The following is a 25,847-nucleotide window of genomic DNA, read 5'->3' on the forward strand; positions in this document are numbered from 1 at the left end:
GTGAACTCTTGGGGTGGGTGGGGAAGTCGCCGGGAACCGGGCTCGGAAACAGCGACGCTCCCACGCCGCCGAGGGCGTGGGAGCGTCGGCCGTAGGGATCGGGTCGGTTACTTCACCGGCTCCGGTTCCGATTCCGTCTCCGCGTCGGACGAACCCTCCGGGGCGGCCGGGGTCTTCACCGACTCCAGCAGCAGCTGGGCGACGTCGACGACCTGGATGGACTCCTTCGCCTGGCCGTCGTTCTTCTTGCCGTTGACCGAGTCGGTCAGCATCACCAGGCAGAACGGGCACGCCGTCGACACGATGTCGGGGTTGAGCGAAAGCGCCTCATCGACACGCTCGTTGTTGATGCGCTTGCCGATCCGCTCCTCCATCCACATTCGCGCACCACCGGCGCCACAGCAGAAGCCGCGCTCCTTGTGGCGGTGCATCTCCTGCTGGCGCAGGCCCGGGACGGCGGTCATGATCTCGCGCGGAGGCGTGTAGATCTTGTTGTGCCGGCCCAGGTAGCAGGGGTCGTGGTACGTGATGAGGCCCTCGACCGGCGTGACCGGGATCAGCTTGCCCTCGTCGACGAGGTGCTGGAGCAGCTGGGTGTGGTGGATGACCTCGTAGTCGCCGCCGAGCTGCGGGTACTCGTTGCCGAGGGTGTTGAGGCAGTGGGGGCAGGTCGCGACGATCTTCTTCGCCGACTTCGGCTTCCGGGTCGACTCGTCCTCGTCGTCCTCGCCGAACGCCATGTTCAGCGCCGCCACGTTCTCCATGCCGAGCTCCTGGAACAGCGGCTCGTTGCCGAGGCGCCGTGCCGAGTCACCCGTGCACTTCTCGTCCCCACCCATGATCGCGAACTTCACGCCCGCCATGTGGAGCAGCTCCGCGAAGGCCTTCGTGGTCTTCTTGGCGCGGTCCTCGAGGGCGCCCGCGCAGCCGACCCAGTACAGGTACTCGACCTCGGACAGGTCCTCGATGTCCTTGCCGACGACCGGCACCTCGAAGTCGACTTCCTTCGTCCACTCCAGGCGCTGCTTCTTGGCCAGGCCCCAGGGGTTGCCCTTCTTCTCCAGGTTCTTGAGCATCGTGCCCGCCTCGGACGGGAACGCGCTCTCGATCATCACCTGGTAGCGGCGCATGTCGACGATGTGGTCGATGTGCTCGATGTCCACCGGGCACTGCTCGACGCAGGCGCCGCAGGTGGTGCAGGACCACAGGACGTCCGGGTCGATGACGCCGTTCTCCTCGACGGTGCCGATCAGCGGACGCTCGGCCTCCGCGAGGGCGGCCGCGGGGACGTCCTTGAGCTGCTCCTCGGACGCCTTCTCCTCGCCCTCCATCGTCTTGCCGCCACCGGCCAGCAGGTACGGCGCCTTGGCGTGTGCGTGGTCGCGCAGCGACATGATCAGCAGCTTCGGCGAGAGCGGCTTGCCGGTGTTCCAGGCGGGGCACTGCGACTGGCAGCGGCCGCACTCGGTGCAGGTGGAGAAGTCCAGCAGGCCCTTCCAGGAGAACTGCTCGACCTGGGAGACACCGAAGACGTCGTCCTCGCCGGGGTCGGTGAAGTCGATCGGCTTGCCGCCCGACGTCATCGGCTGAAGCGCGCCGAGCGCCGTCTCACCGGTGGCGTTGCGCTTGAACCAGATGTTCGGGAAGGCCAGGAAGCGGTGCCAGGCCACGCCCATGTTGGTGTTCAGCGAGACCACGATCATCCAGATGAACGAGGTGCTGATCTTCACCATCGCGACGAAGTAGACCAGGTTCTGCAGCGCGGTGACGCTCAGGCCCTTGAAGGCCAGGACCAGCGGGTACGAGGCGAAGTACGCGGCCTCGTAGTGCTCCACGTGGTGGATCGCACCCTCCAGGCCGCGCAGCACGTAGATCGCGAGGCCGATGGTGAGGATGACGTACTCGACGAAGTACGCCTGGCCGGACTTGGAGCCTGCGAAGCGCGACTTGCGGCCCGCTCGGGACGGCAGGCTCAGCAGGCGGATGACCATCAGGACGGCGATGCCCAGGACGGTCATCACGCCGATGAACTCGATGTACAGCTCGAACGGCAGGAACCCGCCGATGATCGGCAGCGTCCAGTCGGCCTGGAAGAGCTGGCCGAAGGCCTGGGCGAGGGTCGGCGGCAGCGTCAGGAAGCCGACCGCCACGAACCAGTGGGCGACGCCGACGATGCCCCACCGGTTCATCCGCGTATGGCCGAGGAACTCCCGCACCAGCGTCACGCTGCGCGCGTAGGGGTTGTCGGTCCGGCTGCCGGCCGGGACCGGCTGGCCCAGTCTGAAGTACCGGACGAACTGGCCGATGGCGCGCGCGAGCAGCGCAACGCCGACCACGGTCAGGACCAGCGACACGATGATCGCGGCGAGTTGCATTGGGGGCTCCTCGGGCCTGCGAGGGGGGAGATCAGTTGATTACTAAGCGGTAACTTATGCAGTCCGTCTGAGACTACCCATTTCCTCGGTCGCACTGTAGCCAGGGGCTCGGTGATCTGCGTCGCTGAGGCATACCTGACCGTATGGGACACGGCGCGTCGGACTGATCTCAGTATTCCTCGCACATCATGACATTCCGTTTACCTGGGGGCTGTGCTCTACGGGGCTGACGGTGAGGGTCACCGGACGGGTGAACGCAACCTCGGTCCGCCCCGCTGCGTCTCTGCAGGTCACCGGGCAGTTGCGCGTAAGGAACGGATAAGAGTTGAGTCGGATCGACTCAGGTCTGTTGACCCGGCGGCGGGCGTCATGCACACTTGAGTCCGTTCCACTCAAGTCAGCTGGAGGAATCAACCATGGCACGTGCGGTCGGCATCGACCTGGGCACGACTAACTCCGTCGTCAGCGTTCTGGAGGGCGGCGAGCCCACCGTCATCACCAACGCCGAGGGTGCCAGGACCACGCCGTCCGTCGTCGCCTTCGCCAAGAACGGCGAGGTGCTGGTCGGCGAGGTGGCCAAGCGGCAGGCCGTGACCAACGTCGACAGGACCATCCGGTCGGTCAAGCGCCACATGGGCACCGACTGGAAGATCAACCTCGACGGCAAGGACTTCAACCCGCAGCAGATCAGCGCCTTCGTGCTGCAGAAGCTGAAGCGGGACGCCGAGGCCTACCTGGGCGAGAAGGTGACCGACGCGGTCATCACCGTCCCGGCCTACTTCAACGACGCCGAGCGCCAGGCCACCAAGGAGGCCGGTGAGATCGCCGGTCTGAACGTGCTGCGCATCGTCAACGAGCCGACGGCCGCCGCCCTGGCGTACGGCCTCGACAAGGACGACCAGACCATCCTCGTCTTCGACCTCGGTGGCGGCACCTTCGACGTGTCCCTCCTGGAGATCGGCGACGGCGTGGTCGAGGTGAAGGCCACCAACGGTGACAACCACCTCGGTGGTGACGACTGGGACCAGCGCGTCGTCGACTACCTGGTCAAGCAGTTCCAGTCCGGCCACGGCGTGGACCTGAGCAAGGACAAGATGGCGCTGCAGCGCCTGCGTGAGGCCGCGGAGAAGGCCAAGATCGAGCTGTCCTCGTCCACCGAGACCTCGATCAACCTGCCCTACATCACCGCCTCCGCCGAGGGCCCGCTGCACCTCGACGAGAAGCTGACCCGCGCCCAGTTCCAGCAGCTGACCGCGGACCTGCTGGAGCGCTGCAAGACGCCGTTCCACAATGTCATCAAGGACGCCGGCATCCAGCTGAGCGAGATCGACCACGTCGTCCTCGTCGGTGGCTCCACCCGTATGCCCGCCGTCGCCGAGCTCGTCAAGGAGCTGACCGGCGGCAAGGAGGCCAACAAGGGCGTGAACCCGGACGAGGTCGTCGCCATCGGTGCCTCGCTCCAGGCCGGTGTCCTCAAGGGCGAGGTCAAGGACGTCCTGCTGCTGGACGTGACCCCGCTGTCCCTCGGTATCGAGACCAAGGGCGGCATCATGACCAAGCTGATCGAGCGCAACACGACGATCCCGACGAAGCGTTCGGAGATCTTCACCACGGCCGAGGACAACCAGCCGTCGGTGCAGATCCAGGTCTACCAGGGCGAGCGCGAGATCGCGGCGTACAACAAGAAGCTCGGCATGTTCGAGCTGACCGGTCTGCCCCCGGCGCCGCGCGGCGTCCCGCAGATCGAGGTCTCCTTCGACATCGACGCCAACGGCATCATGCACGTCACGGCGAAGGACCTCGGCACCGGCAAGGAGCAGAAGATGACCGTCACCGGCGGCTCCTCGCTCCCGAAGGACGAGGTCGACCGGATGCGCCAGGAGGCCGAGCAGTACGCGGAGGAGGACCACCGCCGCCGCGAGGCCGCCGAGACCCGCAACCAGGGCGAGCAGCTCGTCTACCAGACCGAGAAGTTCCTCAAGGACAACGAGGACAAGGTCCCCGGCGACGTCAAGACCGAGGTCGAGGCCGCCGTCGAGGAGCTGAAGACCGCGCTGAAGGGCGAGGACACCGCCGAGATCCGCACGGCCACCGAGAAGGTCGCCGCGGTCTCCCAGAAGGTGGGCCAGGCCATGTACGCCGACGCCAATGCCGCGCAGGCCGCGGGCGGCCCCGAGGGTGCCACCGCCGGTGGGGCCAAGCCGGCCGACGACGACGTCGTGGACGCCGAGATCGTGGACGACGAGCGTAAGGACGGTGCCGCGTGACGGAGGAGACCCCGGGCTTTGAAGAGAAGCCCGACGTCCCCTCCGGCGCCACTCCTGACGACGCCGAGCCGCAGGCCGCTCCCGCAGAGGGGGCGGCCCCGGCCGGGGACGCAAGCGCAGATGCCGGTCTGCTGGCCCAGCTGGACCAGGTGCGCACCGCGCTCAACGAGCGCACCGCGGACCTCCAGCGGCTCCAGGCCGAGTACCAGAACTACCGCCGCCGGGTCGAGCGCGACCGGATCACGGTCAAGGAGATCGCCGTCGCGAACCTCCTGACCGAGCTCCTGCCCGTGCTCGACGACATCGGACGCGCGCGGGAACACGGCGAGCTGGTCGGCGGCTTCAAGTCCGTCGCCGAGTCGCTGGAGACCGTGGCGGCCAAGATGGGCCTGCAGCAGTTCGGCAAGGAGGGCGAGCCCTTCGACCCGACGATCCACGAGGCCCTGATGCACAGCTACGCGCCGGACGTCACGGAGACGACCTGCGTCGCGATCCTCCAGCCGGGGTATCGCATCGGCGAGCGCACCATCCGCCCCGCGCGGGTGGCCGTCGCCGAGCCGCAGCCGGGCGCGCAGACGGTAAAGGCCGAGGAACCGGCCGAGGGCGACGACAAGGAGAACGGTGGCCCGGACGAGGGCTGACGTTGAACTGACGAGGAAGGAGGGACGTCGGGGATGAGCACCAAGGACTTCATCGAGAAGGACTACTACAAGGTCCTCGGCGTCCCCAAGGACGCCACCGAGGCCGAGATCAAGAAGGCGTACCGCAAGCTCGCCCGCGAGTACCACCCGGACGCCAACAAGGGAAACGCCAAGGCCGAGGAGCGCTTCAAGGAGATCTCCGAGGCGAACGACATCCTCGGCGACCCCAAGAAGCGCAAGGAGTACGACGAGGCCCGCACCCTGTTCGGCAACGGCGGCTTCCGCCCGGGCCCCGGCGCGGGCGGCGGCTCGTTCAACTTCGACCTGGGCGACCTCTTCGGAGGCGGTACCCAGGGCGGGGGCGGGGCCGGCGGCTTCGGCGGCGGACTCGGTGACGTCTTCGGGGGCCTGTTCAATCGGGGCGGCACGACCGGGACGCGGACGCATCCGCGCCGCGGCCAGGACATCGAGTCCGAGGTCACCCTCAGCTTCACCGAGGCGATCGAGGGCGCGACGGTGCCGCTCAGGATGTCCTCCCAGGCACCGTGCAAGGCCTGCTCGGGCACCGGCGACGCGAACGGCACACCACGCGTGTGCCCGACGTGCGTCGGCACCGGCCAGGTGGCGCGCGGCTCGGGCGGCGGCTTCTCCCTGACCGACCCGTGCCCGGACTGCAAGGGCCGCGGCCTGATCGCGGAGAACCCCTGCGAGGTCTGCAAGGGCAGCGGCCGCGCGAAGTCGTCCCGCACCATGCAGGTCCGCATCCCCGCCGGGGTGTCGGACGGCCAGCGCATCCGCCTGCGGGGCAAGGGCGCACCGGGCGAGCGGGGCGGCCCGGCGGGCGACCTGTATGTCGTCGTGCACGTCGACGCCCACCCGGTGTTCGGCCGCAAGGGCGACAACCTGACCGTGACCGTCCCGGTGACGTTCGCCGAGGCGGCACTCGGCGGCGAGGTCCGGGTCCCCACCCTGGGCGGCCCGCCGGTCACCCTGAAACTGCCGCCCGGTACGCCCAACGGCCGCACCATGCGGGCCCGGGGCAAGGGCGCGGTCCGCAAGGACGGCACCCGCGGCGACCTCCTGGTCACCGTCGAGGTGAGTGTCCCGAAGGACCTGACGGGGAAGGCTCGTGACGCACTCGAGGCGTATCGCGAGGCGACCGCGGGCGAGGATCCGCGGGCGGAGTTGTTCCAGGCCGCGAAGGGAGCATGAGTCAGATGGACGGCCGTCGACGCAACCCGTATGAACTGACCGAGGAGACCCCGGTCTACGTCATCTCGGTGGCGGCCCAGCTGTCCGGCCTGCACCCGCAGACACTGCGCCAGTACGACCGCCTGGGCCTGGTGTCTCCGGACCGCACGGCCGGCCGGGGCCGCCGCTACTCGGCCCGCGACATCGAACTGCTGCGCACCGTTCAGCAGTTGTCGCAGGACGAGGGCATCAACCTGGCCGGCATCAAGCGCATCATCGAACTGGAGAACCAGGTCGCGGCCCTCCAGTCCCGGGTGGCCGAGCTGGAGGCCGCCCTCGACGGTGCCGCCGCGGCGATGCAGCAGCGCGAGGCCGCGGTGCACGCCTCGTACCGGCGCGACCTGGTGCCGTACCAGGAGGTGCAGCAGACCAGCGCGTTGGTGGTGTGGCGGCCGAAGAAGGCCAAGGACTAGGCACATACGTGTGAGGAAGGGCCCGGAGATCTCCGTGATCTCCGGGCCCTTCGCCGTCCGTGGTGCCGTCAGTAGCTGACGGCGACGTCCTCGGACGCCTCCGACTCCGTGCCGTCCGCGTACACCACGGTGAGGCGGTAGTACACCGTGGTGGCGGCGGGCATCGTGCGGTCCAGCCAGTACCCGGTGGAGGAGTTGTCCTCGGGCTCGGTGCCGATCAGCTCGTACGCACCGGTGGTGCGGTTCCAGCGGTAGATGTTGAAGCCGGTGACCGGGCTGTCGGCGGCGTTGGTGTCGGCGCCCAGGGCCCAGGCGAGCCAGCCGTCCGACGCCGCGCTGAAGTACGCCACCGGCGCCCCCGCCGCGGCCGGGACGGTCGGCCTCAGGTCCAGTTCCGTCAGGTCGACCACGGGTGCCTCGACGCCCGGGGTGAGCTGGTTGCCGTACTGGTCGACGGCGACGACGCTGTAGCGCACCTGCTCGCCGTCGGCGGGGGTGCGGTCGTGATGGCTCGTCGCCGTGATCTGCCACGGCTTGAAGTCGGCCGGGTGCTCCAGCGGTTCGTAGACCCACTCGCCGTCGACGAGCGTGCCCCGGTACACCAGGTAGTGGTCGAAGCCGGGCTCGTCGCTCGCGTCGTCCCAGGACAGGGCGACGCCGTCCTCCTTCGCAACCGCGCTCAGTCCGGTCACCGCGGCGGGCGCGGTGGTGTTCCCGGCCGGGGTGACGACGACGTCCTGCGAGACCGGCCCCCAGTTCCCAGCGGCGTCCACGGCATGCACCCAGTAGTAGTACGTCGTACCGGGCTGCGGGGCCGGGTCGAGGGCGGCGGTGCCCTTGACACCCGTGGCGACTTCCCAGGCGGCGGACCCTGCGGACCGCGGCTTGAGCGACCGGAAGACCTTGTAGCCGACGAAGTCGTCCCCGCTGCTCACCTCGGAGGCGTCCCAGCTGATCGTGACGCCCGCCTCGTCCTCCGTGGCACGGGCGTTCAGGGCGGTCTCCACAGGGGGCGTCCGGTCGAGCGTCTCGAACGCGGCCGGCTTCGAGGGCGCGGACTCCAGGCCGTGTGTGTCGACGGCGGTGACGACGTAGTAGTACCAGTCGCCGGTCTGCGGTACGTTCTCGCCCCAGCCGGCGCCGAGCACCGGATCACTGCCGCTGACGAGGTTCTCCGGGGTAACGGCCACGGGCGTCCGGGTCGACCGGTACACGCGGTAACCGGCCAGGTCCGGCTCGGTGTTCCCGTTCCAGTACAGGTGCACCTTCGAGACGGTGCCGATGGCCCAGTTCTCCTCCACACCGGTCGGCGCGGCGGGTGCCATGGTGTCGACGGTGGTGACGGACTGGCCGGCGGTGCCGGCCGACTCGTTGCCCGCCTTGTCATAGGCGCGGACCTCGTAGTAGTAGATCGCGCCGTTCTTGGCGAGGGTCTCCGTGAACGAGGTGCCCGCCGTGGTGGTGCGCTTCGACCAGGTGCTGCTGCCCTTGAGCCGACGGTAGACGCGGTAGCCGGCGAGGTCCATCTCCTTGTTCTTCGCCCAAGTGGCCTTCGCGGCACCGGTGGTCTTGTCGTACGTGACCGAAGCGCCGGTCGGGGCGAGGGGCTTGACCTTGTCGACGGTGGCGGAGGTGCGCGGGGCGTAGGTGAACTTGACTTTGGCGGCGCCGGTCCAGTTCACGTAGTCGATGCGCAGGGTGTGCTTGCCGGAGGGGATGGTGAGGTTGACGCTCTTGGAGCGGGCGGTGTCACCGGTGCCCTTCCAGAGGTCGATCTTGCGGGCGTTGGCTGCCCCGGGGTCCAGGTAGACGCGGACGCCGTCGGTGGCGGAGACGGTGAACGTGAAGGGGCCGCCGGAGCCGAAGTCGCGGGTCACCGACCAGCGGACACCGAAGTTGTTCGACGGCACGCCGGAGACCGGGCTGCCGGACCAGCTCTGGCTGATGGTGCTGTCGCAGTCCGTTTTCTTTGGTGTGCCCGAGAAGCTGGTGTTCGCGAAGAACTGCCGCTTGAACACGGGCGAGGTGCAGGTGGTCGCGGCGGATGCGGGCACGGCGACAGCGGTGAGCAGGCCGCCCGCGGTGGCGAGCACGACCGCGGTTGCTGCCGCGGCGGTCGTGCGTCTGGCTGGGTTCATTCGGTCCTCTGGTCGCATCAGGAGTGGCGGAAAACAGCCCTCGCGATCACGACTCGCGGGGAAAGCGGTTGGTTGTACGGATCTTCGTCCACGCTCCAGCTCCCCGTGGATGGAGGGGTAGTGAGGGGCGTCGGGAGGGCGTTTCGCGGCGTGTTCACGGGCTAAGCGGAACGTGATGTTGTCATCTCGTTAAGTAGTTTCGCTTGACGCTGGGGGGCGCCGACGCGTTGGCTTTCCAGTCATCCGGGCCGCAGTGTCGCGGCCATGTCCGGAAGGCAGTAGAAGTGAGCTCCCGTATGCGTCGTCGTATCGCCATATCCGTGGTCGCATCGTCGTTGACCCTGTCGCTGGCAGGCTGTGGCGTGCTGGGCGCGACGGGCGACAGCGCCGACGCGAGCCCGACCAAGGGCAACGACGTCACGGTGGGCCTGCTGCTCCCGGAGAAGGCCAACACGCGCTACGACAAGTTCGACTACCCCATCATCAAGGAGCGGGTCGCCGCCCTCACCAAGAACAAGGGCAAGGTCCAGTACGCCAACGCCGACGCGAGCGCGACCAGGCAGGCGGACCAGCTCCAGCAGATGATCGACGACCAGGTCGATGTCATCCTGCTGGACGCCGTCGATGCGCACGCCATCGCGAGCAGCGTCGAAAAGGCCAAGGAAGCGGGCATTCCGGTCATTGCCTACGACCGGCTCGCCGAGGGTCCCATCGACGCGTACATCTCCTTCGACAACGAACTCGTCGGCGAGGTCCAGGGCCGCTCTCTCCTCGAGGCGCTCGGCAGCGACATCGACACCTCCGACAAGATCGTCATGATGAACGGTTCGCCCACCGACCCCAACGCCAAGCAGTTCAAGCAGGGCGCGCTGTCCGAGCTGAACGGCAACGTGACCATCGCCCAGTCCTTCGACACCAAGGACTGGAAGCCGGAGAACGCCCAGGCCAACATGGCCGAGGCCATCGAGGCGATCGGCAGGGACAACATCGCCGCCGTCTACGCCGCCAACGACGGCATGGCCGGCGGCGTCATCGAGGCCCTGGAGGACGCCGGCGTGACCGAGCTGCCGCCGATCACCGGGCAGGACGCCGAGCTCGTGGCCGTGCAGCGGATCGTCACCGGTGAGCAGTTCATGAGCGTGTACAAGTCCTACCCGCAGGAGGCCGAGGCCGCCGCCGAGATGGCCGTGGCCAAGGTCCAGGGCAAGGACATCCAGTTCGACGCCCTCACCCGCGACAGGGTCGACAGCCCCACGGACAAGGACATCCCCGCCCAGCTCGTCACCGTCACCGCCCTGACCCAGGAGAACATCAAGGACACGGTCGTCGCGGACGGCATCTACAAGGTCTCGGAGATCTGCACCGCCGAGTACAAGGCGGCGTGCACGGCCATCGGGCTCAAGTAGCCCTGCACAGTCCTGCACAGAAGGGGGCTCGCGTCGTCGGCGCGAGCCCCCTTCGGCGGTTGCAGGTTGTTGCAACGGAACAGCCTGGGGTGGGGGGCGAATCCGGCCATACCGGTGGTTTCCCTCGGTCATCGGGGAGTGAGCCGTGTTGCGGAGCAGGTCCCGTCCGCGCATAGTTGCGCTGCGGAAGACGCTGGAACCGGGGGTGGGATGGGCCATGGCCGGGCACGGGACGGACGAGCATCCACATGGTGCTGACCGACTGTGCGAGGCCGGGGATCGTGTGTATTCCCGGGCCGTGCGGCGGGGACGCGTGTCGCGCCGCGATGCCGACGCGGTGCCCTGCTTGCTGGAACTCGCCCTGCTGCACCCCGACCCCGACGACATGGACTGGCTGGTGCCGACCTCGCCGCAGGAGGTCATGACCCGGCTGCTGCGCGGGGTGTACGACGAGATCAGCGCCAGCCAGCGGCGGATGGGCTCGGCGGTCACGGCCTTCGAGTGGTACGCCGGTCTCGGCGGGCGCACGTCCACGGCGGGAGCCGGCGAGGGCACCGCCATCCGGGTCCTGGACGGCTCCTCCCGCATCCAGGCGGCCCTGGACAAGGCGACCGAGGAGTGCACGACGGAGGTCCTCACCGTCCAGCCGGGCGGCATCCGGCGCGAGCACGAGCTCTCCGAGGGTCTGCACCGGGCGCTCGCGCTGCGCGGCCGGGGTGTGCGCATGCGCGACCTGTACAACCATGTGGCCCGGCACGGGCAGGGTCTGCTGAACTACCTCGACCTGATGGGCGACGCGGTTCAGGCGCGCACCCTGGACGAGGTCATCGACCGGCTGATCCTCTTCGACCGCACGGTCGCCTTCATCCCCGCGAACGCCGACCGCACGATGGCGCTGGAGCTGCGTCACCCCGCGCTCGTCGAGTACCTGGTGACGGTCTTCGACCGCCTGTGGCGCCTCGCGATCCCCCTGACCGCCCCCCTCCCCGACACCGGCATCGAGGGCATCTCCCACCGCGAGCAGTCCATCGCGGCACTCCTGGCGGAGGGCCACCAGGATGCGGTGATCGCGGAGCGGCTGGGGATCAGCGTCCGTACCTGCCGGGCACACATCGCGCGGCTGTCGGAGACGCTGGGGGCGGCGAGCCGGACGCAGCTGGGCGTACGGATAGCCCAGGTCGGCCTCGACGGCCCCGCCCGGCCCCTGTCCGCCGCCGAACTCACCCTGCCTGATCAAGGATCCCCGACTGCCCGATGAGATAGCCGAGTTGGGCCCGGCTTTCGCTGCCGAGGGTGGTGGCGAGTTTGGCGATGTGGACGCGGGCGGTGCGGACGTTCATGCCGAGGCGGTCGGCTATGACGGCGTCCGTATGGCCCTCGACGAGGAGACCAGCGATGGCACGTTGGCGGGGCGTGATGCCGTTGACGGACGGGCGCTGGACTGGTTGGGGGTACATCGGGGTGGCCAGGCGCCAGAGGCGGTCGAAGGTGGTGACGAAGTACGAGATCAGCGCCGGCTGGCGGACTTCCAGGGCGTGGGTGCCGTCCTCGTTGGCGGGGAGGAAGGCGACGGTCCGGTCCACGACGATCAGGCGGTCGGTGACCTCGTCGAGCGTGCGGGCCTCGGCGTCGCCCCTGAGCTGCTCATAGCGGGCGAGGACGATCGGTATGTGGCGCTGCGTGTGCTGGTAGAGAGTGCGGATTCGGCCGCCGCGGTCCAGCAGTGCCTGATCGCGGGTCATGGCGACGCTCTGCGCGCGCTGGCCCCGCGGATTGCTGTAGTTGATGTTCGGCTGGACGCAGAGGACTTCCTGCGTCGCCTCTGCCATGGCCTCGGTGATGGCCTGGTTGATCTCTTCGGTGCCGCTGAGAACCCTGATGCTCGGGATGTCGGCCGCCGCCGGGCGTCGGTCGTCCATCCGCAACAGAGGCTCGAACACCTCGGTCAGCCGGGCCTCGTGTCGGCGCTCCTCGGCGATGCGCTCCGCCGAGCCGCGCAGCAGCCGGTGCAGGGCCGTGGTCGGCGCCACCGCCGCCAGCAGGCCGATGTCCTCAACGACCGGCCGCAGCAGACCGAAGGCGACCAGACAGGGCGCCCCCTCGGCGTCTGCGGCGGCCACGTGCCCTTCGCGCAGGGCACGGGCGTACAGTTCCGTGCCCGCCTCGCACAGGTCCTCCACGCCGTGCTCCGGATGGGCCGGTGCCGTCACGTGTACGCCTCCCCCTGTCGCATCAGTTCTCCTGTTTCAGGATCCCCGACTGCGCTATGAGGTAGCCGAGCTGGGCGCGGCTGCCGCTGCCCAGGGCCGAGGCCAGCTTGGCTATGTGGGCTCGGCAGGTGCGCACGTTCATGCCCAGGCGGCGGGCTATCGCCTCGTCGACGTGGCCTTCCACGAGAAGCTTGGCGATGGAGTGCTGGATGTCGGTGATGCCGTCGGGGGCGGTTTCGTAGGGGGCGCCGGCGCTCAGCGGGACGGCGCGGTTCCACATGAACTCGAAGACCTTGATCAGGTAGCGGACGAGCCCCGGGTGCCGAAGCTCCAATGCGACCTGCCGGTCGTCGCGGACCGGGATGAAGGCGACGGTCTCGTCGCAGATGATGAGCCGCTCGACCAACTCGTCGATCGTGCGGTACTCCGCCTTCCCATCGGCGAACTGCTCCATGTAGGCCAGCCGCTCCGGACTGTGCCGTGCAGTGTGCTGGTAGAGGGTCCGGATCCGCACTCCCCGCTCGATGAGCGGCCGGTCGCGTTCCAATCCCTCGATGAGCCTGTTTTCGGGACGTCGGCCACGGCTCGGCTGGACCGTGAGCACTTCCACCTGGCACTGGGCCGTGGCCAGGTCGAGCGCGGAGTTGATGCGATCGAGGCCCTCGAGGACCGTGATTGAGTGCGCGGGCGTGACCTGCTGGGCGCTGAGGGCCATGAACGGCTCGAAGGCGTCTGCCAGCTCGATCGACATGCGCCTGCGCTCGGTGATCTCGCGCTCAAGGGGATTGAGCCGCTGGGCCAGGGCGACCGACGGCGGAAGGGGTACTAGCCAGTCCGGGTCGTCCGGATCAGGGCGGAGAAGGGCGAACTCCATCAGGCAGGGAGCGGATTCCACATCTGTGCGGGCGATACGTCCAGTACGGAGAGCGTTGGCGTAAAGCTGACCGCCTTCGTCGCACAGCTCGGTCACCGCATGGGGATGCGTCGCCTTAGTCCCATTTGTTGTCAAATCTCCACCCCCCAGGGTCCTGAACATGCAGGAACATGATGCATCGATTGTGTGGCCATGACGTGCCTGAATGAGCCATCGTCTTATCGGACGGGGGAAGAGGGGACCTTCAAGTGAGGACGAAGCCGACTATGCGTAAGAGAATGCTTCGCTCGGTGCTTGTCGCCGCCTTCTCCGCCGTTGTGGCCTTCGGAACGCTGAGTGGCCTCTCGAGCGTGAAGAGTGATGCGTCGGCGGACGGTGTGCGGTCAGCGTCAGCAGTGTCCAGTGTGACGTCCGGCGGTGGGGACACCACCGCGTTCCCGGCTGACACCGTCTGGGACTGACATGACTACTCCACCCGACGACCGCTCCTTCCGCCGCGAAATGGCCACCGCCTACCGCTCCGGCTGGCACTTCATCGACCTGGCCACCGCCATCCCCCACAACGGTGACTCGCTGATGGTGACCGTCTTCGGCGAGCCCGTGGTGGTGACCCGGGACGATGACGGCGACGTGCGGGCGTACCGGTGTCTGCGACGGCCTCGGGGGGCGCCGCAGCCCGTGCGATGTGCCATTCGGTACGGAATGATCTTTGTGAACCTGGACCAGCGTGACCATCGGCTGGCGGAGCCGGAGCCCTCCGATTCGATGACCATCTCGGCCACCCCCCGCAGTGCCTGACGCGATTCCCCCGTCGTAACAGATCGCTCAGGTGCTTCCCCCCGCAGCGGCGTCACCGTGACCTGAACACGGTGACGCCGCTGCAGTTTTTCCCGGACATTTCCGGGTGTCGACGCATTTTCGACGGTGGCTGGAAGTGGCCGTTCCCGCGATCCCGCCGCGTCCTCTCCTTGAGTGGAATAGACTCAACTTTGTGTACGTTGCCTGAGTCACGCAGGCTCACGCAAGGAGGAGAACGGATACCGTGGACGCCGAGCTGACCAACCGGAGCCGGGACGCGATCAACGCCGCCGGCAACCGGGCCGTGACCGAGGGGCACCCCGACCTCACCCCCGCTCACCTGCTCCTCGCTCTGCTCCAGGGGCAGGACAACGAGAACATCACCGACCTGCTGGCCGCCGTCGACGCCGATCAGGCAGCCGTACGCGCCGGTGCGGAGAAGGTTCTCGCCCAGCTGCCCAGCGTGACCGGGTCCACGGTCGCGCCGCCGCAGCCGAACCGCGAACTGCTCGCCGTGATCGCCGACGCCCAGGCCAGGGCCCAGGACCTCGGCGACGAGTACGTCTCCACCGAGCACCTCCTCATCGGTATCGCCGCGAAGGGCGGCGCAGCCGGCGAGGTGCTGACCCGGCAGGGCGCCGACGCCAAGAAGCTGCTGGAGGCCTTCCGCAAGGCCCGCGGCGGGCGCCGGGTGACCACGGCCGATCCCGAGGGGTCGTACAAGGCCCTGGAGAAGTTCGGGACCGACTTCACCGCCGCCGCCCGGGACGGCAAGCTCGACCCCGTCATCGGGCGGGACCAGGAGATCCGGCGGGTCGTGCAGGTGCTCAGCCGCCGCACCAAGAACAACCCCGTCCTCATCGGTGAGCCAGGCGTCGGCAAGACCGCCGTCGTCGAAGGACTCGCCCAGCGGATCGTCAAGGGCGACGTCCCCGAGTCCCTCCGCGACAAGCGGCTCGTCGCGCTGGACCTCGGCGCCATGGTCGCCGGGGCCAAGTACCGCGGTGAGTTCGAGGAGCGGCTGAAGACCGTGCTCGCCGAGATCAAGGACTCCGACGGGCAGATCATCACCTTCATCGACGAGCTGCACACCGTGGTCGGCGCGGGCGCCGGCGGCGACTCCGCCATGGACGCGGGCAACATGCTCAAGCCCATGCTCGCCCGCGGTGAGCTGCGCATGGTCGGCGCCACCACCCTCGACGAGTACCGCGAGCGGATCGAGAAGGACGCGGCCCTGGAGCGGCGCTTCCAGCAGGTGCTGGTCGCCGAGCCGACCGTCGAGGACACCATCGCCATCCTGCGCGGACTCAAGGGGCGCTACGAGGCCCACCACAAGGTGCAGATCGCGGACAGTGCGCTGGTCGCCGCCGCGACCCTGTCCGACCGGTACATCACCTCCCGCTTCCTGCCCGACAAGGCCATCGACCTGGTCGACGAGGCGGCCTCCCGGCTGCGTATGGAGATCGACTCCTCGCCCGTCGAGATCGACGAACTCCAGCGTGCCGTCGACCGGTTGAAGATGGAGGAGCTGGCGCTCGCCAAGGAGACCGACCCCGCCTCCCGGGAGCGCCTGGAGAAGCTGCGCCGCGACCTCGCCGACAAGGAGGAGGAGCTGCGCGGCCTGACCGCCCGCTGGGAGAAGGAGAAGCAGTCCCTCAACCGGGTCGGTGAGCTGAAGGAGAAGCTCGACGAACTGCGCGGACAGGCCGAACGCGCCCAGCGCGACGGCGACTTCGACACCGCGTCCAAGCTGCTGTATGGCGAGATCCCGGCCCTGGAGCGCGATCTGGAGGCCGCCTCGGAGGCCGAGGAGGAGGCCGCACGGGACACCATGGTCAAGGAGGAGGTCGGCTCCGACGACATCGCCGACGTCGTCGCCTCCTGGACCGGGATCCCGGCAGGCCGGCTCCTGGAGGGCGAGACGCAGAAGCTGCTGCGCATGGAGGACGAGATCGGCAGGCGGCTGATCGGCCAGACCGAGGCCGTGCGGGCGGTGTCCGACGCCGTACGGCGGTCCCGCGCCGGGATCGCCGACCCGGACCGGCCCACCGGCTCCTTCCTCTTCCTGGGCCCGACGGGCGTCGGCAAGACGGAGCTGGCCAAGGCCCTGGCGGACTTCCTCTTCGACGACGAGCGGGCGATGGTCCGGATCGACATGTCGGAGTACAGCGAGAAGCACAGCGTCGCCCGCCTGGTCGGCGCCCCGCCCGGCTACGTCGGCTACGAGGAGGGCGGCCAGCTGACCGAAGCGGTGCGGCGCAGGCCGTACAGCGTCGTGCTCCTCGACGAGGTGGAGAAGGCCCACCCGGAGGTCTTCGACATCCTGCTCCAGGTGCTGGACGACGGGCGGCTCACCGACGGCCAGGGACGGACCGTCGACTTCCGCAACACCATCCTGGTGCTGACCTCGAACCTGGGCAGCCAGTTCCTGGTCGACCCGATCAGCAGCGAGGAGGAGAAGAAGGAACAGGTGCTGGAGGTGGTCCGCGCCTCCTTCAAGCCGGAGTTCCTCAACCGGCTCGACGACCTGGTCGTCTTCTCGGCCCTGTCCAAGGACGAGCTGAGCCGGATCGCCCGCCTCCAGATCGACCGCCTCGCCAAGCGGCTGGCCGAACGCCGGCTCACCCTGGAGGTCACCGACGAGGCCCTGGCCTGGCTCGCCGACGAAGGCATGGACCCGGCGTACGGCGCCCGCCCGCTGCGCCGCCTCGTCCAGACCGCCATCGGCGACCGGCTCGCCAAGGAGATCCTCTCCGGCGAGATCAAGGACGGCGACACGGTCCGGGTGGACACTTTCGGGGAGGGGCTGATCGTGGGACCGGCGACGGGCAAGTCGCTGTAGTGAATCTCTCCGCCGACCGGCCAGATCATGTCGGCCGACGGCGGACAGGTTCCGTCGGGGGTTGCCACCCCCCTCCCCGCATGAGGGAGGATGGCGGAATCCGTACGAAGGGAAATTCACGGTGACCATCGACCCGTCCTCGATTCCGAACTTCGGGGGCCAGCCCCAGCCGCAGCCCCAAGGACCGGCGGGCCCCGTCGTCCCGGATCAGGACCTTGTGAAGCAGCTCCTCGACCAGATGGAGCTGAAGTACGTCGTCGACGAAGAGGGTGACCTCGCGGCGCCGTGGGAGCAGTTCCGTACGTACTTCATGTTCCGTGGCGAGGGTGACCAGCAGGTCTTCTCGGTGCGGACGTTCTACGACCGCCCCCACCCCATCGACGAGAAGTCGCAGCTTCTGGAGTCCATCGACGACTGGAACCGGCGGACCCTGTGGCCCAAGGTCTACAGCCACACCCACGATGACGGCACCGTCCGCCTCATCGGCGAGGCCCAGATGCTGATCGGCACCGGCGTGAACCTGGAGTTCTTCGTCTCGTCGACGGTGAGCTGGGTGCGCGCGGCCATCGAGTTCGACCGCTGGCTGGTCGAGCAGCTCGGCCTGGAGAAGGAGATCAACGACGCGGAGAAGCCCGAGGACGGCGAGTAGGCACACGGCCGGAACCCGCCCAGAGCCCGGCCGGGGCACGGACCACCAGTCACATGCCCCGGTCGGGCTCTTGCCGTTTTGCGCGCTGACCGATTGCGGACAAGCGCATTGCCCACCCCGGTACGACCCGGTAAATAAAGGCCCGATAAATAAACGCGAGGGCATTCACGATTCCGAGTACGCCGGCCCGCGCGAAAAGAGCGGCGCGGATTTCATTCCGCACCCCGGGCTTCTGGCCCCTGCCGCCCCTACAGCGCCCCGAGCCGCTTCACCGCCTCCTGAAGCACCTCCGTCCGCTTGCAGAAAGCGAACCGCACGAACGGTGTGCCCGCCTCGCGGTGGTCGTAGAACACGGCGTTCGGGATGGCGACGACGCCTGCGCGTTCCGGCAGGCCCCGGCAGAAGGCGAAGCCGTCGGTCTCGCCGAGGGGCCGGATGTCGGTGGTGACGAAGTACGTGCCCGTGGGCCTGAAGACCCCGAAGCCGGCCTCCGTCAGCCCCGCCACCAGCAGGTCCCGCTTCGCCTGCAGGTCGTCCCGGAATGCCGTGAAGTAGCTGTCGGGAAGGGCGAGGGCCTCGGCCACCGCGTACTGGAAGGGCCCCGACGCCACGTACGTCAGGAACTGCTTGGCCGAACGGACGGCCGTGACGAGACCGGGCGCGGAGGTGATCCAGCCGACCTTCCAGCCGGTGAAGGAGAACGTCTTGCCGGCGGAGCCGATCGTCACCGTCCGCTCCCGCATGCCCGGGAAGGTGGCCAGGGGGACATGCTCGGCGTCGTCGAAGACCAGGTGCTCGTACACCTCGTCGGTCACGACCAGCAGGTCCCGCTCCACGGCCAGTTCGGCGATCGCGGCCAGTTCCGCACGGGTCAGTACGGTGCCGGTCGGATTGTGCGGGGTGTTGATCAGCAGCAGCCGGGTGCGGTCGGTGACCGCGTCGCGCAGCTCGTCGAGGTCCAGCCGGAACGAGGCGCTTTCCCCGAAGTGCGGCCGCAGGGTGACCGGCACCCGTGTGCCGCCTGCCAGGGCGATGCAGGCCGCGTAGGAGTCGTAGTACGGCTCGAGGGCGATGACCTCGTCGCCGGGCTCGACCAGCGCCAGCAGCGCCGCGGCGATCGCCTCCGTGGCGCCGGCCGTGACCAGGACCTCGGTGTCGGGGTCGTAGGTGAGCCCGTAGCGCCGCTGCTGGTGCGCGGCGACGGCGGTGCGCAGTTCGGGGATGCCCGGGCCCGGCGGGTACTGGTTGCCGCGTCCGTCGCGCAGGGCCCGTACGGCCGCCTCGCGGACCTCCTCCGGGCCGTCGGTGTCCGGGAAGCCCTGGCCCAGGTTGATCGAACCGGTGCGCAGGGCCAGCGCGGACATCTCCGCGAAGATCGTCGTCCCGAACTCGGTGAGGCGGCGGTTCAGGAAGGGGCGCGAGGTGTCGGTCATGGCGGTCATCCTGCGCCCAAGCTCTGGACTTCCTCAACTCTGCTTTGGGGCGCGCAAGGCGTGGGCATTTCCCGGTCACGCACCACACGAGGCGCCCACGGGGGGCCGCTTCGGGGGAACTGGAAGGAGGGTGACGCCATGGTCATCGGCATCATCCTGGCCGTGATCGCGGTCGTGCTGGCACTGGTGGTGGCGGGGGTACGGGGCAGCGCGACCCGTTCACGGCGCCCGGCGGCGCGGGGGCGCAGCCGGAGTGGTTCGGACTCCGGCGGCAGCTGGTGGGCCGGCGGCGGGGGAGACGCCGGCTCGTCGGGCGACTCCGGGGGCGGGCACTCCTGCGGGGGCGGCTCGTCCTGCGGAGGCGGCGGGGGTGGATGCGGTGGAGGCAGCTGACACGGGGCAGCTGAGCTCCTGAACGGGGAAGCGCATCCACGCCGGCGCCCGCCGGGACTTCACTCCCGGCGGGCGCCCTTGTCGCCTCTTCGCGCCCCCACTCCGGCGTACGCCGTATCGCTCAGGCGTACGCCGTGGTTGAACAGTTGAGCTGTGGAGCCCTCTGAGGGATGGAAATCCTACGAAGTTGGGTAAAAACACTGTGGCGGCGCCACAGTTCATGATTCCCTCTAAATCCCGACGCAGCCCTCGGACGTCCTGCGGACACCCTTCCTGACCGGGCTGACGGGCCGATCGCCCGGTGTCGACCGGGGCGCGCCGGACCACCCCGCCTTTCTTCTGCGTGCTAGCGGAGCCGACCCATGCTCACGACTCTGAACACTTCCTACACCGATACGCGCGCGGCCGACCTCGCCTGGGCGCTGGGCCGTGAACCGCTGCCCGCCCTTGCCACCCTCGACCTCGAACTGGCCGGGGCGAAGCTCCAGTTGAGACTGCTCGGCGCATCCCACCAGGTGCTCCTGCAGGAGGAGCAGGTCAGTTGCTCGGAGACGGTGGCGTGCATCCCCGGCAGCAGCACACCCCTGCCGCTGGGCGTCGCCAAGCGGGTCGGTGACTGGGAGTACGAGTTCGCGGCCCGCGTCGAGGTCCTCTCTCCCGGCTCCTTCGCGGGCCGCGCCCAGGAACTGCTGGCCCTCGTCTCCGACCACCCGCACGGTCTCGCCGGCGTCTTCCCCGGCAGCCCGCACGCGTTCACGGCCCTGCTCGCCCAGCGCCACGAGGGCCAGGTCCACTGGCGCACCTGGCACGCCTACCCACAGGACGGACAGCTGGTGGCGACACGGACGAGGGTGGGCGTCAGGGCGCGGGCGCGCAACGCCGACCCGTCCGGTGTGTGATGCCCGGCCCGTCCGGTGGGGCGCCCGGGGAAACCCGGAGTGCCTGTACGACCGTTGGTTCCACGCGTGTGGGTGACGAAGCGTGCCATTCCTGTGACGTAACGTCGCAGTCGTGATCGACCCGTACGCACCGGCCCCGCCCGGCACGCCGCCCTCCTGGCGCACGCCCGCGCGGATCCCCGTGCGGCAGGCGACCGGACGGTTCCTGGTCCTCGCGGGCGTCTTCGTCTGCGCGGCCTGCGGGCTCGTGTACGAACTCGAACTCGTTGCGCTCGCCTCGTACTTGACCGGCGACTCCGTCACCCAGGCCTCCGTCGTCCTGTCCGTCATGGTGTTCGCGATGGGCATCGGTTCCCTCGCCGCGAAGCGGCTGCGCCGGCACGCGGCCGCCGCCTTCGGCGCCGTCGAGGCCGCGCTCGCCCTCGTCGGCGGCTGCAGCGCGATGGCCCTGTACGCCGTCTTCGCCTGGTCCGGCGACTGGGGTGGCCTGTGCGCGGGCGGCCCGCGCTGGCTGCTGGTCGCCTTCTCGCTCGCCATCGGTCTGCTGATCGGCGCGGAGATTCCCCTGCTGATGGAGCTGATCCAGCGCATCCGCCGCCAGGACGCGGGCGGAGCGGTGGCCGACCTGTTCGCCGCGGACTACGTGGGCGCCCTGGTCGGCGGCCTGGCCTTCCCCTTCATTCTCCTGCCTTTCCTGGGCCAGTTGACCGGCGCCCTGCTCACCGGCGCGGTCAATGTCATCGCTGGCGGCGCCCTCGTCCTCGGCCTGTTCCGCCGCGACCTGACCCGGCGCGCCCGCCGGCTGATGCTGGTTGCCAACCTCGCCGTCCTCGGGATCCTGGCCGGGGCCGCCGTACTCGTCGACGACTTCGAACGGGCGGCCCGGCAGGCGGTGTACGGCAGGGACGTGCGGGTGGCGCTGCAGACCGACGTCCAGGAAGTGGTCCTCACCGGCGGCACGGACGGCCGCCCCCTCGACCTCTTCATCGACGGCCGGCTCCGGGTCAGCGGCGACGACGAGCGGCGCTACCACGAAGCGCTGGTCCACCCCGCGATGAACGGCCCCCACACGCGTGTGCTGATCCTCGGCGGTGGCGACGGCCTGGCCGCCCGGGAGGTGCTGCGGCATCCGGGCGTGCGGCGGGTCGACGTCGTCGAACTCGACGCCGAGATGGTGCGGTTGGCGGGCCGGGATCCGGCGCTCTCCGCTCTCAACGGGCATGCGTACGACGACCCGCGCGTGCACGTGACCACGGCCGACGCCTTCCGCTGGCTGCGCGGGGCGCCGACGGCGGTGTACGACGTGGTGATCTCGGATCTGCCCGACCCGGGCATCACGGCGGGCACGAAGCTGTACTCGCAGGAGTTCTACGGTCTGGCGCGCCGCGCCCTGGCCGACGGCGGTCGGCTCATCGTCCACGCCGGCCCGGTCACCTCCCGCCCCCGCGTCTTCTGGACGGTCGACACGACGATCCGCGCCGCCGGTCTGCACACCGCCCCGTACCGCGTCGCGGGCCGCGACTCCACATCGGACTGGGGCTTCGTCCTGGCCGCCTCCGAATCCACCCCGCCCCTGGACCCCGACAGACGCGCCCCCACCCCTCGGCTCACGGGACTGCCACCGTCGACGCTGATGCACCCGAGGTACTGAAGCGCCATCATCACGCCCCCACCAACACCGGGACGAGTTACGGCCGAGGGGAGGATAAGACCCGCCCACCACGAGTAGGCTCCGCAGACATGGAGCATGAGGTGTTCGTTCCGGTTCCCGCAGACCGACTGAGCGCGGTGCTGGCCGACCCCGCGCGGGTCGCCCGGGCGGTCCCCGGGCTCCAGCAGGAGGCGGGGGCGGAACCCGTCGCCGGGCGGCTCAAGGTCCGGGTCGGGAACACCACCATCACCTACCGGGGCACCGTGCGTGTCTCCGCGCAGGAGGACGGCACGTACGCCGTCGAGGGCGACGCCACCGAGACCCGCGGCACCGGCTCGGTCAAACTCGCGCTCACGCTCCGCGTCCGCGACACCGACGGCGGCTCCACCCTCACCTTCGACGGCACCGCGTCGGCGGACGGCCGCGTCACCGAACTGTCGGCGGAGACGGTCGCCGCCGCCGTGACCCGGCTCCTGAACCGCACGGCGGAGCGGCTGGGCACGGAGGCTCAGACGCCGGAAGCTCCCGCCCCGGAGACCGCGGCTTCCGCGCCCCCTCAGGAGCACACCTCCGTCTTCGACACCGAGGTCCCGCCCCCCTCCCTCGCCCCGGACGCCGATGACGAGCCGGACGTCGCCGATGAGCCGGACGCCGACGACACCGGCGCCGAGGAGGAATCGGACGTCACCCGTGACTTCGAGGACGCCTCCGAACCGCCCGCCGAAGCGGCCCACGCACGCCGGACGATGATCGGCCGCAGTGCGGAGGAAGTGGACCACGCCCCGCCGCGCGGCCGTTACGCCCCCGTACCGGCCCCGCAGACCGTCGCCTCGAACAGCACCCTGCGCTGGGCGGCCCCGGCAGCGGCCCTGGCCCTGGCCTCGGCGATCATCCTGGGCCGAGCCCTCCGCCGCCGTCACTGACCCCGACCCCCAACCCTTGATCGGCCCAGTAGGGTCGTCCCGTGAGTAACGAAGACATCACGCTGACCGCGGGCGACGCGGAGGTGGCGCTGCAGCCGGAGAACGGCGGCCGGGTCTCAGGGCTGCGCGTCGGTGGGGTCGAGCTGCTGCGGCAGGGCGAGAGGTTCGGGTGCTTCCCGATGGTCCCCTGGTGCGGACGGATCCGGGACGGCCGGTTCCGGGACGGGGCCGCCCTGCGGCAGATGCCCCTCAACGCCCCGCCGCACGCCATCCACGGCACCGCCCGCGACGGCGCCTGGCGCACCGCCCGCGTCGCCGCCGACGAGGCGGTGCTGACGTACGACCTGGTCGATCCGTGGCCGTACTCCGGCCGCGTCACCCAGGCGGTCGCCCTCACCCCGGACTCCCTGACGCTCACCATGTCCGTCGAGACGTACGAGTCCTCCTTCCCGGCCCAGATCGGCTGGCACCCGTGGTTCAACCGCACCCTCCGGGGCAGCGACGTACAGCTGGACTTCGCCCCCGCCTGGCAGGAGGAGCGAGGCGACGACCACCTGCCCACCGGCAGGCGGACCGACCCCCGGCCCGGCCCCTGGGACGACTGCTTCGGCATGCCCGGTGGCGTCGACGTCACGCTCACCTGGCCGGGGCTGCTGGAGCTGAAGGTCACCAGCCCCGAGGAGTGGGTCGTCGTCTACGACGAGCAGGAGGCCGCCGTGTGCGTCGAACCGCAGACCGGTCCCCCCAACGGCCTCAACACCCTCCCGCGCCTGGTCACACCCCTGGAGCCGCTGGAGGCGACGACCACCTGGAGCTGGCGCCGCCTTTAAGCTGGCCGGTATGACGACGGACGTACGTGGCGCACTGCTGCAGCAGATCAAGGACAAGGCCGTGGTGCACGGCAAGGTGACCCTCTCCTCGGGTCTGGAGGCCGACTACTACGTCGACCTGCGTCGCATCACCCTCGACGGGGAGGCCGCGCCGCTGGTCGGGCAGGTGCTGCTGGATCTGACCGCCGACCTGGAGTTCGACGCGGTGGGCGGTCTGACCATGGGCGCCGACCCGGTGGCCGCCGCCATGCTGCACGCCGCCGCGGCGCGCGGGAAGCGGCTCGACGCGTTCGTCGTGCGGAAGGCCGCGAAGGCGCACGGGCTGCAGCGGCGCGTCGAGGGCCCCGACATCAAGGGCCGCCGGGTGCTCGTCGTCGAGGACACCTCCACCACCGGCGGTTCGCCGCTCACCGCCGTGGAGGCGGTGCGCGAGGCCGGCGCCGAGGTCGTGGCCGTCGCGACGATCGTCGACCGGGCCACTGGCGCCGCCGAGAAGATCCAGGAGGGCGCGGGGGTGCCGTACCTGTACGCCTACTCGAAGGACGAGCTCGGCCTCGACTGACCGCGGGGTCGACCATTCGGCCAGGTCTGGGAAGATGGGGCCGACGATGACGTCGCACCCAAGGTCTAGGTCAGGGCCGTAAGCACGCAGAACGCCAACCCGCACATACAAGGAGCGGACAGATGCCCATCGCAACCCCCGAGGTCTACAACGAGATGCTCGACCGGGCGAAGGCAGGCAAGTTCGCCTACCCGGCCATCAACGTCACCTCGTCCCAGACCCTGCACGCGGCACTGCGCGGCTTCGCCGAGGCCGAGAGCGACGGCATCATCCAGATCTCGACCGGCGGCGCCGAGTTCCTGGGCGGCCAGCACAACAAGGACATGGTCACCGGCGCGGTCGCCCTGGCCGAGTTCGCGCACATCGTCGCCAAGAAGTACGACGTGACGGTCGCCCTGCACACGGACCACTGCCCGAAGGACAAGCTCGACGGGTACGTACGTCCGCTGCTCGCCGTCTCGGAGGAGCGGGTCGCGCGCGGCGAGAACCCCCTCTTCCAGTCCCACATGTGGGACGGCTCCGCGGAGACCCTCGCCGACAACCTGGCCATCGGCCAGGAGCTGCTCGCCCGCGCCGCCGCCGCGAAGATCATCCTCGAGGTGGAGATCACCCCCACCGGCGGTGAGGAGGACGGCGTCACCCACGAGATCAACGACGAGCTGTACACGACCGTCGACGACGCCATCCGTACGGCCGAGGCGCTGGGCCTGGGCGAGAAGGGCCGCTACCTGCTCGCCGCCTCCTTCGGCAACGTCCACGGCGTGTACAAGCCGGGCAACGTCGTCCTGCGTCCCGAGCTGCTGAAGGAGCTGAACGAGGGCGTCGCCGCCAAGTACGGCCGCCCGGCCGACAGCAAGCCGTTCGACTTCGTCTTCCACGGCGGTTCCGGCTCCACCGAGCAGGAGATCCTCACCGCGCTGGAGAACGGCGTCGTGAAGATGAACATCGACACGGACACGCAGTACGCCTTCACGCGTCCCGTCGCCGACCACATGTTCAAGAACTACGACGGCGTCCTGAAGGTCGACGGCGAGGTCGGCTCCAAGAAGACCTACGACCCGCGGACCTGGGGCAAGGTGGCCGAGGCGTCGATGGCCAAGCGGGTCGTCGAGGCCTGCCAGAACCTGCGGTCGGCCGGCAACAGGCTCAAGTAACCGCCGGCTTCCCGTGAACCCGGCGCTGTAGTGCACGGGTGGGTCGCGCGGCTCGGCGCTGATGAGGTGCCGCCCGCGCCCACCCGTGCCGCCCCTGGGGGTCCCCCCTCTGGGGGAGGCACGACTGCCCGCGGTTGG

General features: G+C 69.5%; 22 protein-coding genes. 17 read left to right on the plus strand and 5 right to left on the minus strand.

Annotated elements, in window-relative coordinates:
* Positions 1 to 107 precede the first annotated feature (107 nt).
* Positions 108 to 2,375, minus strand: coding sequence for a (Fe-S)-binding protein (locus tag ACFVJQ_RS34855; protein WP_385789667.1), 2,268 nt, complete (start codon positions 2,373 to 2,375; stop codon positions 108 to 110).
* A gap of 416 nt (positions 2,376 to 2,791) precedes the next feature.
* Between ACFVJQ_RS34855 and dnaK the strand changes: the two genes are divergently transcribed.
* Genes dnaK through ACFVJQ_RS34875 form a run of 4 tightly spaced genes read left to right on the plus strand, consistent with a single transcriptional unit; the run spans position 2,792 to position 6,947 of the window.
* Complete coding sequence (dnaK, locus tag ACFVJQ_RS34860) at positions 2,792 to 4,642, plus strand: molecular chaperone DnaK (protein WP_224739787.1); 1,851 nt, start codon at positions 2,792 to 2,794, stop codon at positions 4,640 to 4,642.
* Positions 4,639 to 5,283 (plus strand): nucleotide exchange factor GrpE, encoded by a 645-nt coding sequence (grpE, locus tag ACFVJQ_RS34865; protein ID WP_224739786.1) that lies wholly within the window; start codon positions 4,639 to 4,641, stop codon positions 5,281 to 5,283. Before dnaK ends, grpE begins: the two co-directional genes overlap by 4 nt.
* 33 nt (positions 5,284 to 5,316) lie before the next feature.
* Positions 5,317 to 6,495, plus strand: a complete 1,179-nt coding sequence (dnaJ, locus tag ACFVJQ_RS34870) for a molecular chaperone DnaJ (RefSeq protein WP_385514703.1) — start codon at positions 5,317 to 5,319, stop codon at positions 6,493 to 6,495.
* A gap of 5 nt (positions 6,496 to 6,500) precedes the next feature.
* Positions 6,501 to 6,947, plus strand: coding sequence for a heat shock protein transcriptional repressor HspR (locus ACFVJQ_RS34875; protein WP_385514704.1), 447 nt, complete (start codon positions 6,501 to 6,503; stop codon positions 6,945 to 6,947).
* A 68-nt stretch (positions 6,948 to 7,015) separates the two neighbouring features.
* Here the strand turns inward: ACFVJQ_RS34875 and ACFVJQ_RS34880 are convergent, their stop codons facing one another.
* Positions 7,016 to 9,085: a fibronectin type III domain-containing protein gene (locus ACFVJQ_RS34880; protein WP_385789670.1), complete on the minus strand. Its 2,070-nt coding sequence runs from the start codon at positions 9,083 to 9,085 to the stop codon at positions 7,016 to 7,018.
* 296 nt (positions 9,086 to 9,381) lie between these two features.
* Here ACFVJQ_RS34880 and ACFVJQ_RS34885 point away from each other — a divergent pair, with 296 nt between their 5' ends.
* The gene (locus ACFVJQ_RS34885) at positions 9,382 to 10,491 is read left to right on the plus strand and encodes a sugar ABC transporter substrate-binding protein (RefSeq protein WP_385514706.1); all 1,110 of its coding nucleotides are present in this window, start codon (positions 9,382 to 9,384) and stop codon (positions 10,489 to 10,491) included.
* Between the two features lie 217 nt (positions 10,492 to 10,708).
* Positions 10,709 to 11,749, plus strand: a complete 1,041-nt coding sequence (locus ACFVJQ_RS34890; protein ID WP_385514707.1) for a response regulator transcription factor — start codon at positions 10,709 to 10,711, stop codon at positions 11,747 to 11,749.
* Here ACFVJQ_RS34890 and ACFVJQ_RS34895 read toward each other — a convergent pair.
* Complete coding sequence (locus ACFVJQ_RS34895; protein WP_385514708.1) at positions 11,712 to 12,701, minus strand: LuxR C-terminal-related transcriptional regulator; 990 nt, start codon at positions 12,699 to 12,701, stop codon at positions 11,712 to 11,714. The two genes, ACFVJQ_RS34890 and ACFVJQ_RS34895, sit on opposite strands and share 38 nt — an antisense overlap.
* A gap of 22 nt (positions 12,702 to 12,723) precedes the next feature.
* Positions 12,724 to 13,710, minus strand: a complete 987-nt coding sequence (locus ACFVJQ_RS34900; RefSeq protein ID WP_385514709.1) for a helix-turn-helix transcriptional regulator — start codon at positions 13,708 to 13,710, stop codon at positions 12,724 to 12,726.
* Between the two features lie 143 nt (positions 13,711 to 13,853).
* Here ACFVJQ_RS34900 and ACFVJQ_RS34905 point away from each other — a divergent pair, with 143 nt between their 5' ends.
* From ACFVJQ_RS34905 to ACFVJQ_RS34920, 4 genes are all read left to right on the plus strand, one after another.
* Entirely contained in the window at positions 13,854 to 14,036 is a 183-nt protein-coding gene (locus ACFVJQ_RS34905; protein ID WP_385514766.1) for a hypothetical protein, read from the plus strand.
* Between the two features lies 1 nt (position 14,037).
* Positions 14,038 to 14,373: a hypothetical protein gene (locus ACFVJQ_RS34910; protein ID WP_129799060.1), complete on the plus strand. Its 336-nt coding sequence runs from the start codon at positions 14,038 to 14,040 to the stop codon at positions 14,371 to 14,373.
* A gap of 244 nt (positions 14,374 to 14,617) precedes the next feature.
* Positions 14,618 to 17,215 (plus strand): ATP-dependent chaperone ClpB, encoded by a 2,598-nt coding sequence (gene clpB / locus ACFVJQ_RS34915; protein ID WP_385514710.1) that lies wholly within the window; start codon positions 14,618 to 14,620, stop codon positions 17,213 to 17,215.
* Positions 17,216 to 17,336: 121 nt separating this feature from the next.
* Complete coding sequence (locus ACFVJQ_RS34920) at positions 17,337 to 17,864, plus strand: YbjN domain-containing protein (protein WP_129799062.1); 528 nt, start codon at positions 17,337 to 17,339, stop codon at positions 17,862 to 17,864.
* A 248-nt stretch (positions 17,865 to 18,112) separates the two neighbouring features.
* Here the strand turns inward: ACFVJQ_RS34920 and ACFVJQ_RS34925 are convergent, their stop codons facing one another.
* Positions 18,113 to 19,306, minus strand: a complete 1,194-nt coding sequence (locus tag ACFVJQ_RS34925; protein WP_385514711.1) for a pyridoxal phosphate-dependent aminotransferase — start codon at positions 19,304 to 19,306, stop codon at positions 18,113 to 18,115.
* A gap of 129 nt (positions 19,307 to 19,435) precedes the next feature.
* Here ACFVJQ_RS34925 and ACFVJQ_RS34930 point away from each other — a divergent pair, with 129 nt between their 5' ends.
* From ACFVJQ_RS34930 to fbaA, 7 genes are all read left to right on the plus strand, one after another.
* Positions 19,436 to 19,690 carry a hypothetical protein gene (locus tag ACFVJQ_RS34930; RefSeq protein ID WP_385514712.1) on the plus strand — a complete coding sequence of 85 codons (255 nt, stop codon included), beginning with the start codon at positions 19,436 to 19,438 and terminating at the stop codon, positions 19,688 to 19,690.
* Between the two features lie 362 nt (positions 19,691 to 20,052).
* A complete protein-coding gene (locus tag ACFVJQ_RS34935; protein WP_385789674.1) occupies positions 20,053 to 20,589 on the plus strand; it encodes a DUF2617 family protein in 537 nt (178 codons plus the stop codon).
* 112 nt (positions 20,590 to 20,701) lie between these two features.
* On the plus strand, positions 20,702 to 22,240 hold the full coding sequence (locus ACFVJQ_RS34940; RefSeq protein ID WP_385789676.1) for a polyamine aminopropyltransferase: 1,539 nt from the start codon (positions 20,702 to 20,704) through the stop codon (positions 22,238 to 22,240).
* An 89-nt stretch (positions 22,241 to 22,329) separates the two neighbouring features.
* Complete coding sequence (locus ACFVJQ_RS34945) at positions 22,330 to 23,163, plus strand: SRPBCC family protein (RefSeq protein ID WP_385514715.1); 834 nt, start codon at positions 22,330 to 22,332, stop codon at positions 23,161 to 23,163.
* 41 nt (positions 23,164 to 23,204) lie between these two features.
* Positions 23,205 to 23,993, plus strand: coding sequence for an aldose 1-epimerase (locus ACFVJQ_RS34950; protein ID WP_385514716.1), 789 nt, complete (start codon positions 23,205 to 23,207; stop codon positions 23,991 to 23,993).
* A 10-nt stretch (positions 23,994 to 24,003) separates the two neighbouring features.
* Complete coding sequence (gene pyrE, locus ACFVJQ_RS34955) at positions 24,004 to 24,555, plus strand: orotate phosphoribosyltransferase (protein WP_224735852.1); 552 nt, start codon at positions 24,004 to 24,006, stop codon at positions 24,553 to 24,555.
* A 122-nt stretch (positions 24,556 to 24,677) separates the two neighbouring features.
* A complete protein-coding gene (fbaA, locus tag ACFVJQ_RS34960) occupies positions 24,678 to 25,709 on the plus strand; it encodes a class II fructose-bisphosphate aldolase (protein ID WP_129799069.1) in 1,032 nt (343 codons plus the stop codon).
* The last annotated feature ends 138 nt before the right edge of the window (positions 25,710 to 25,847 follow it).

The sequence above is a fragment of the Streptomyces sp. NPDC127197 genome (genome assembly GCF_042672405.1).
Classification (GTDB): Bacteria; Actinomycetota; Actinomycetes; order Streptomycetales; family Streptomycetaceae; genus Streptomyces; species Streptomyces flavusporus.

Bases quoted from the DNA above. Each gene is read 5' to 3' on its own strand.
- ACFVJQ_RS34945 (WP_385514715.1), top strand. From the start codon at position 22,330: ATGGAGCATGAGGTGTTCGTTCCGGTTCCCGCAGACCGACTGAGCGCG.
- ACFVJQ_RS34905 (WP_385514766.1), top strand. From the start codon at position 13,854: ATGCTTCGCTCGGTGCTTGTCGCCGCCTTCTCCGCCGTTGTGGCCTTC.
- dnaK (WP_224739787.1), top strand. From the start codon at position 2,792: ATGGCACGTGCGGTCGGCATCGACCTGGGCACGACTAACTCCGTCGTC.
- ACFVJQ_RS34935 (WP_385789674.1), top strand. From the start codon at position 20,053: ATGCTCACGACTCTGAACACTTCCTACACCGATACGCGCGCGGCCGAC.
- ACFVJQ_RS34875 (WP_385514704.1), top strand. From the start codon at position 6,501: ATGGACGGCCGTCGACGCAACCCGTATGAACTGACCGAGGAGACCCCG.
- ACFVJQ_RS34930 (WP_385514712.1), top strand. From the start codon at position 19,436: ATGGTCATCGGCATCATCCTGGCCGTGATCGCGGTCGTGCTGGCACTG.
- dnaJ (WP_385514703.1), top strand. From the start codon at position 5,317: ATGAGCACCAAGGACTTCATCGAGAAGGACTACTACAAGGTCCTCGGC.
- fbaA (WP_129799069.1), top strand. From the start codon at position 24,678: ATGCCCATCGCAACCCCCGAGGTCTACAACGAGATGCTCGACCGGGCG.
- ACFVJQ_RS34890 (WP_385514707.1), top strand. From the start codon at position 10,709: ATGGCCGGGCACGGGACGGACGAGCATCCACATGGTGCTGACCGACTG.
- ACFVJQ_RS34855 (WP_385789667.1), bottom strand. From the start codon at position 2,375: ATGCAACTCGCCGCGATCATCGTGTCGCTGGTCCTGACCGTGGTCGGC.
- ACFVJQ_RS34925 (WP_385514711.1), bottom strand. From the start codon at position 19,306: ATGACCGCCATGACCGACACCTCGCGCCCCTTCCTGAACCGCCGCCTC.
- ACFVJQ_RS34885 (WP_385514706.1), top strand. From the start codon at position 9,382: ATGCGTCGTCGTATCGCCATATCCGTGGTCGCATCGTCGTTGACCCTG.
- ACFVJQ_RS34910 (WP_129799060.1), top strand. From the start codon at position 14,038: ATGACTACTCCACCCGACGACCGCTCCTTCCGCCGCGAAATGGCCACC.
- ACFVJQ_RS34880 (WP_385789670.1), bottom strand. From the start codon at position 9,085: ATGAACCCAGCCAGACGCACGACCGCCGCGGCAGCAACCGCGGTCGTG.
- pyrE (WP_224735852.1), top strand. From the start codon at position 24,004: ATGACGACGGACGTACGTGGCGCACTGCTGCAGCAGATCAAGGACAAG.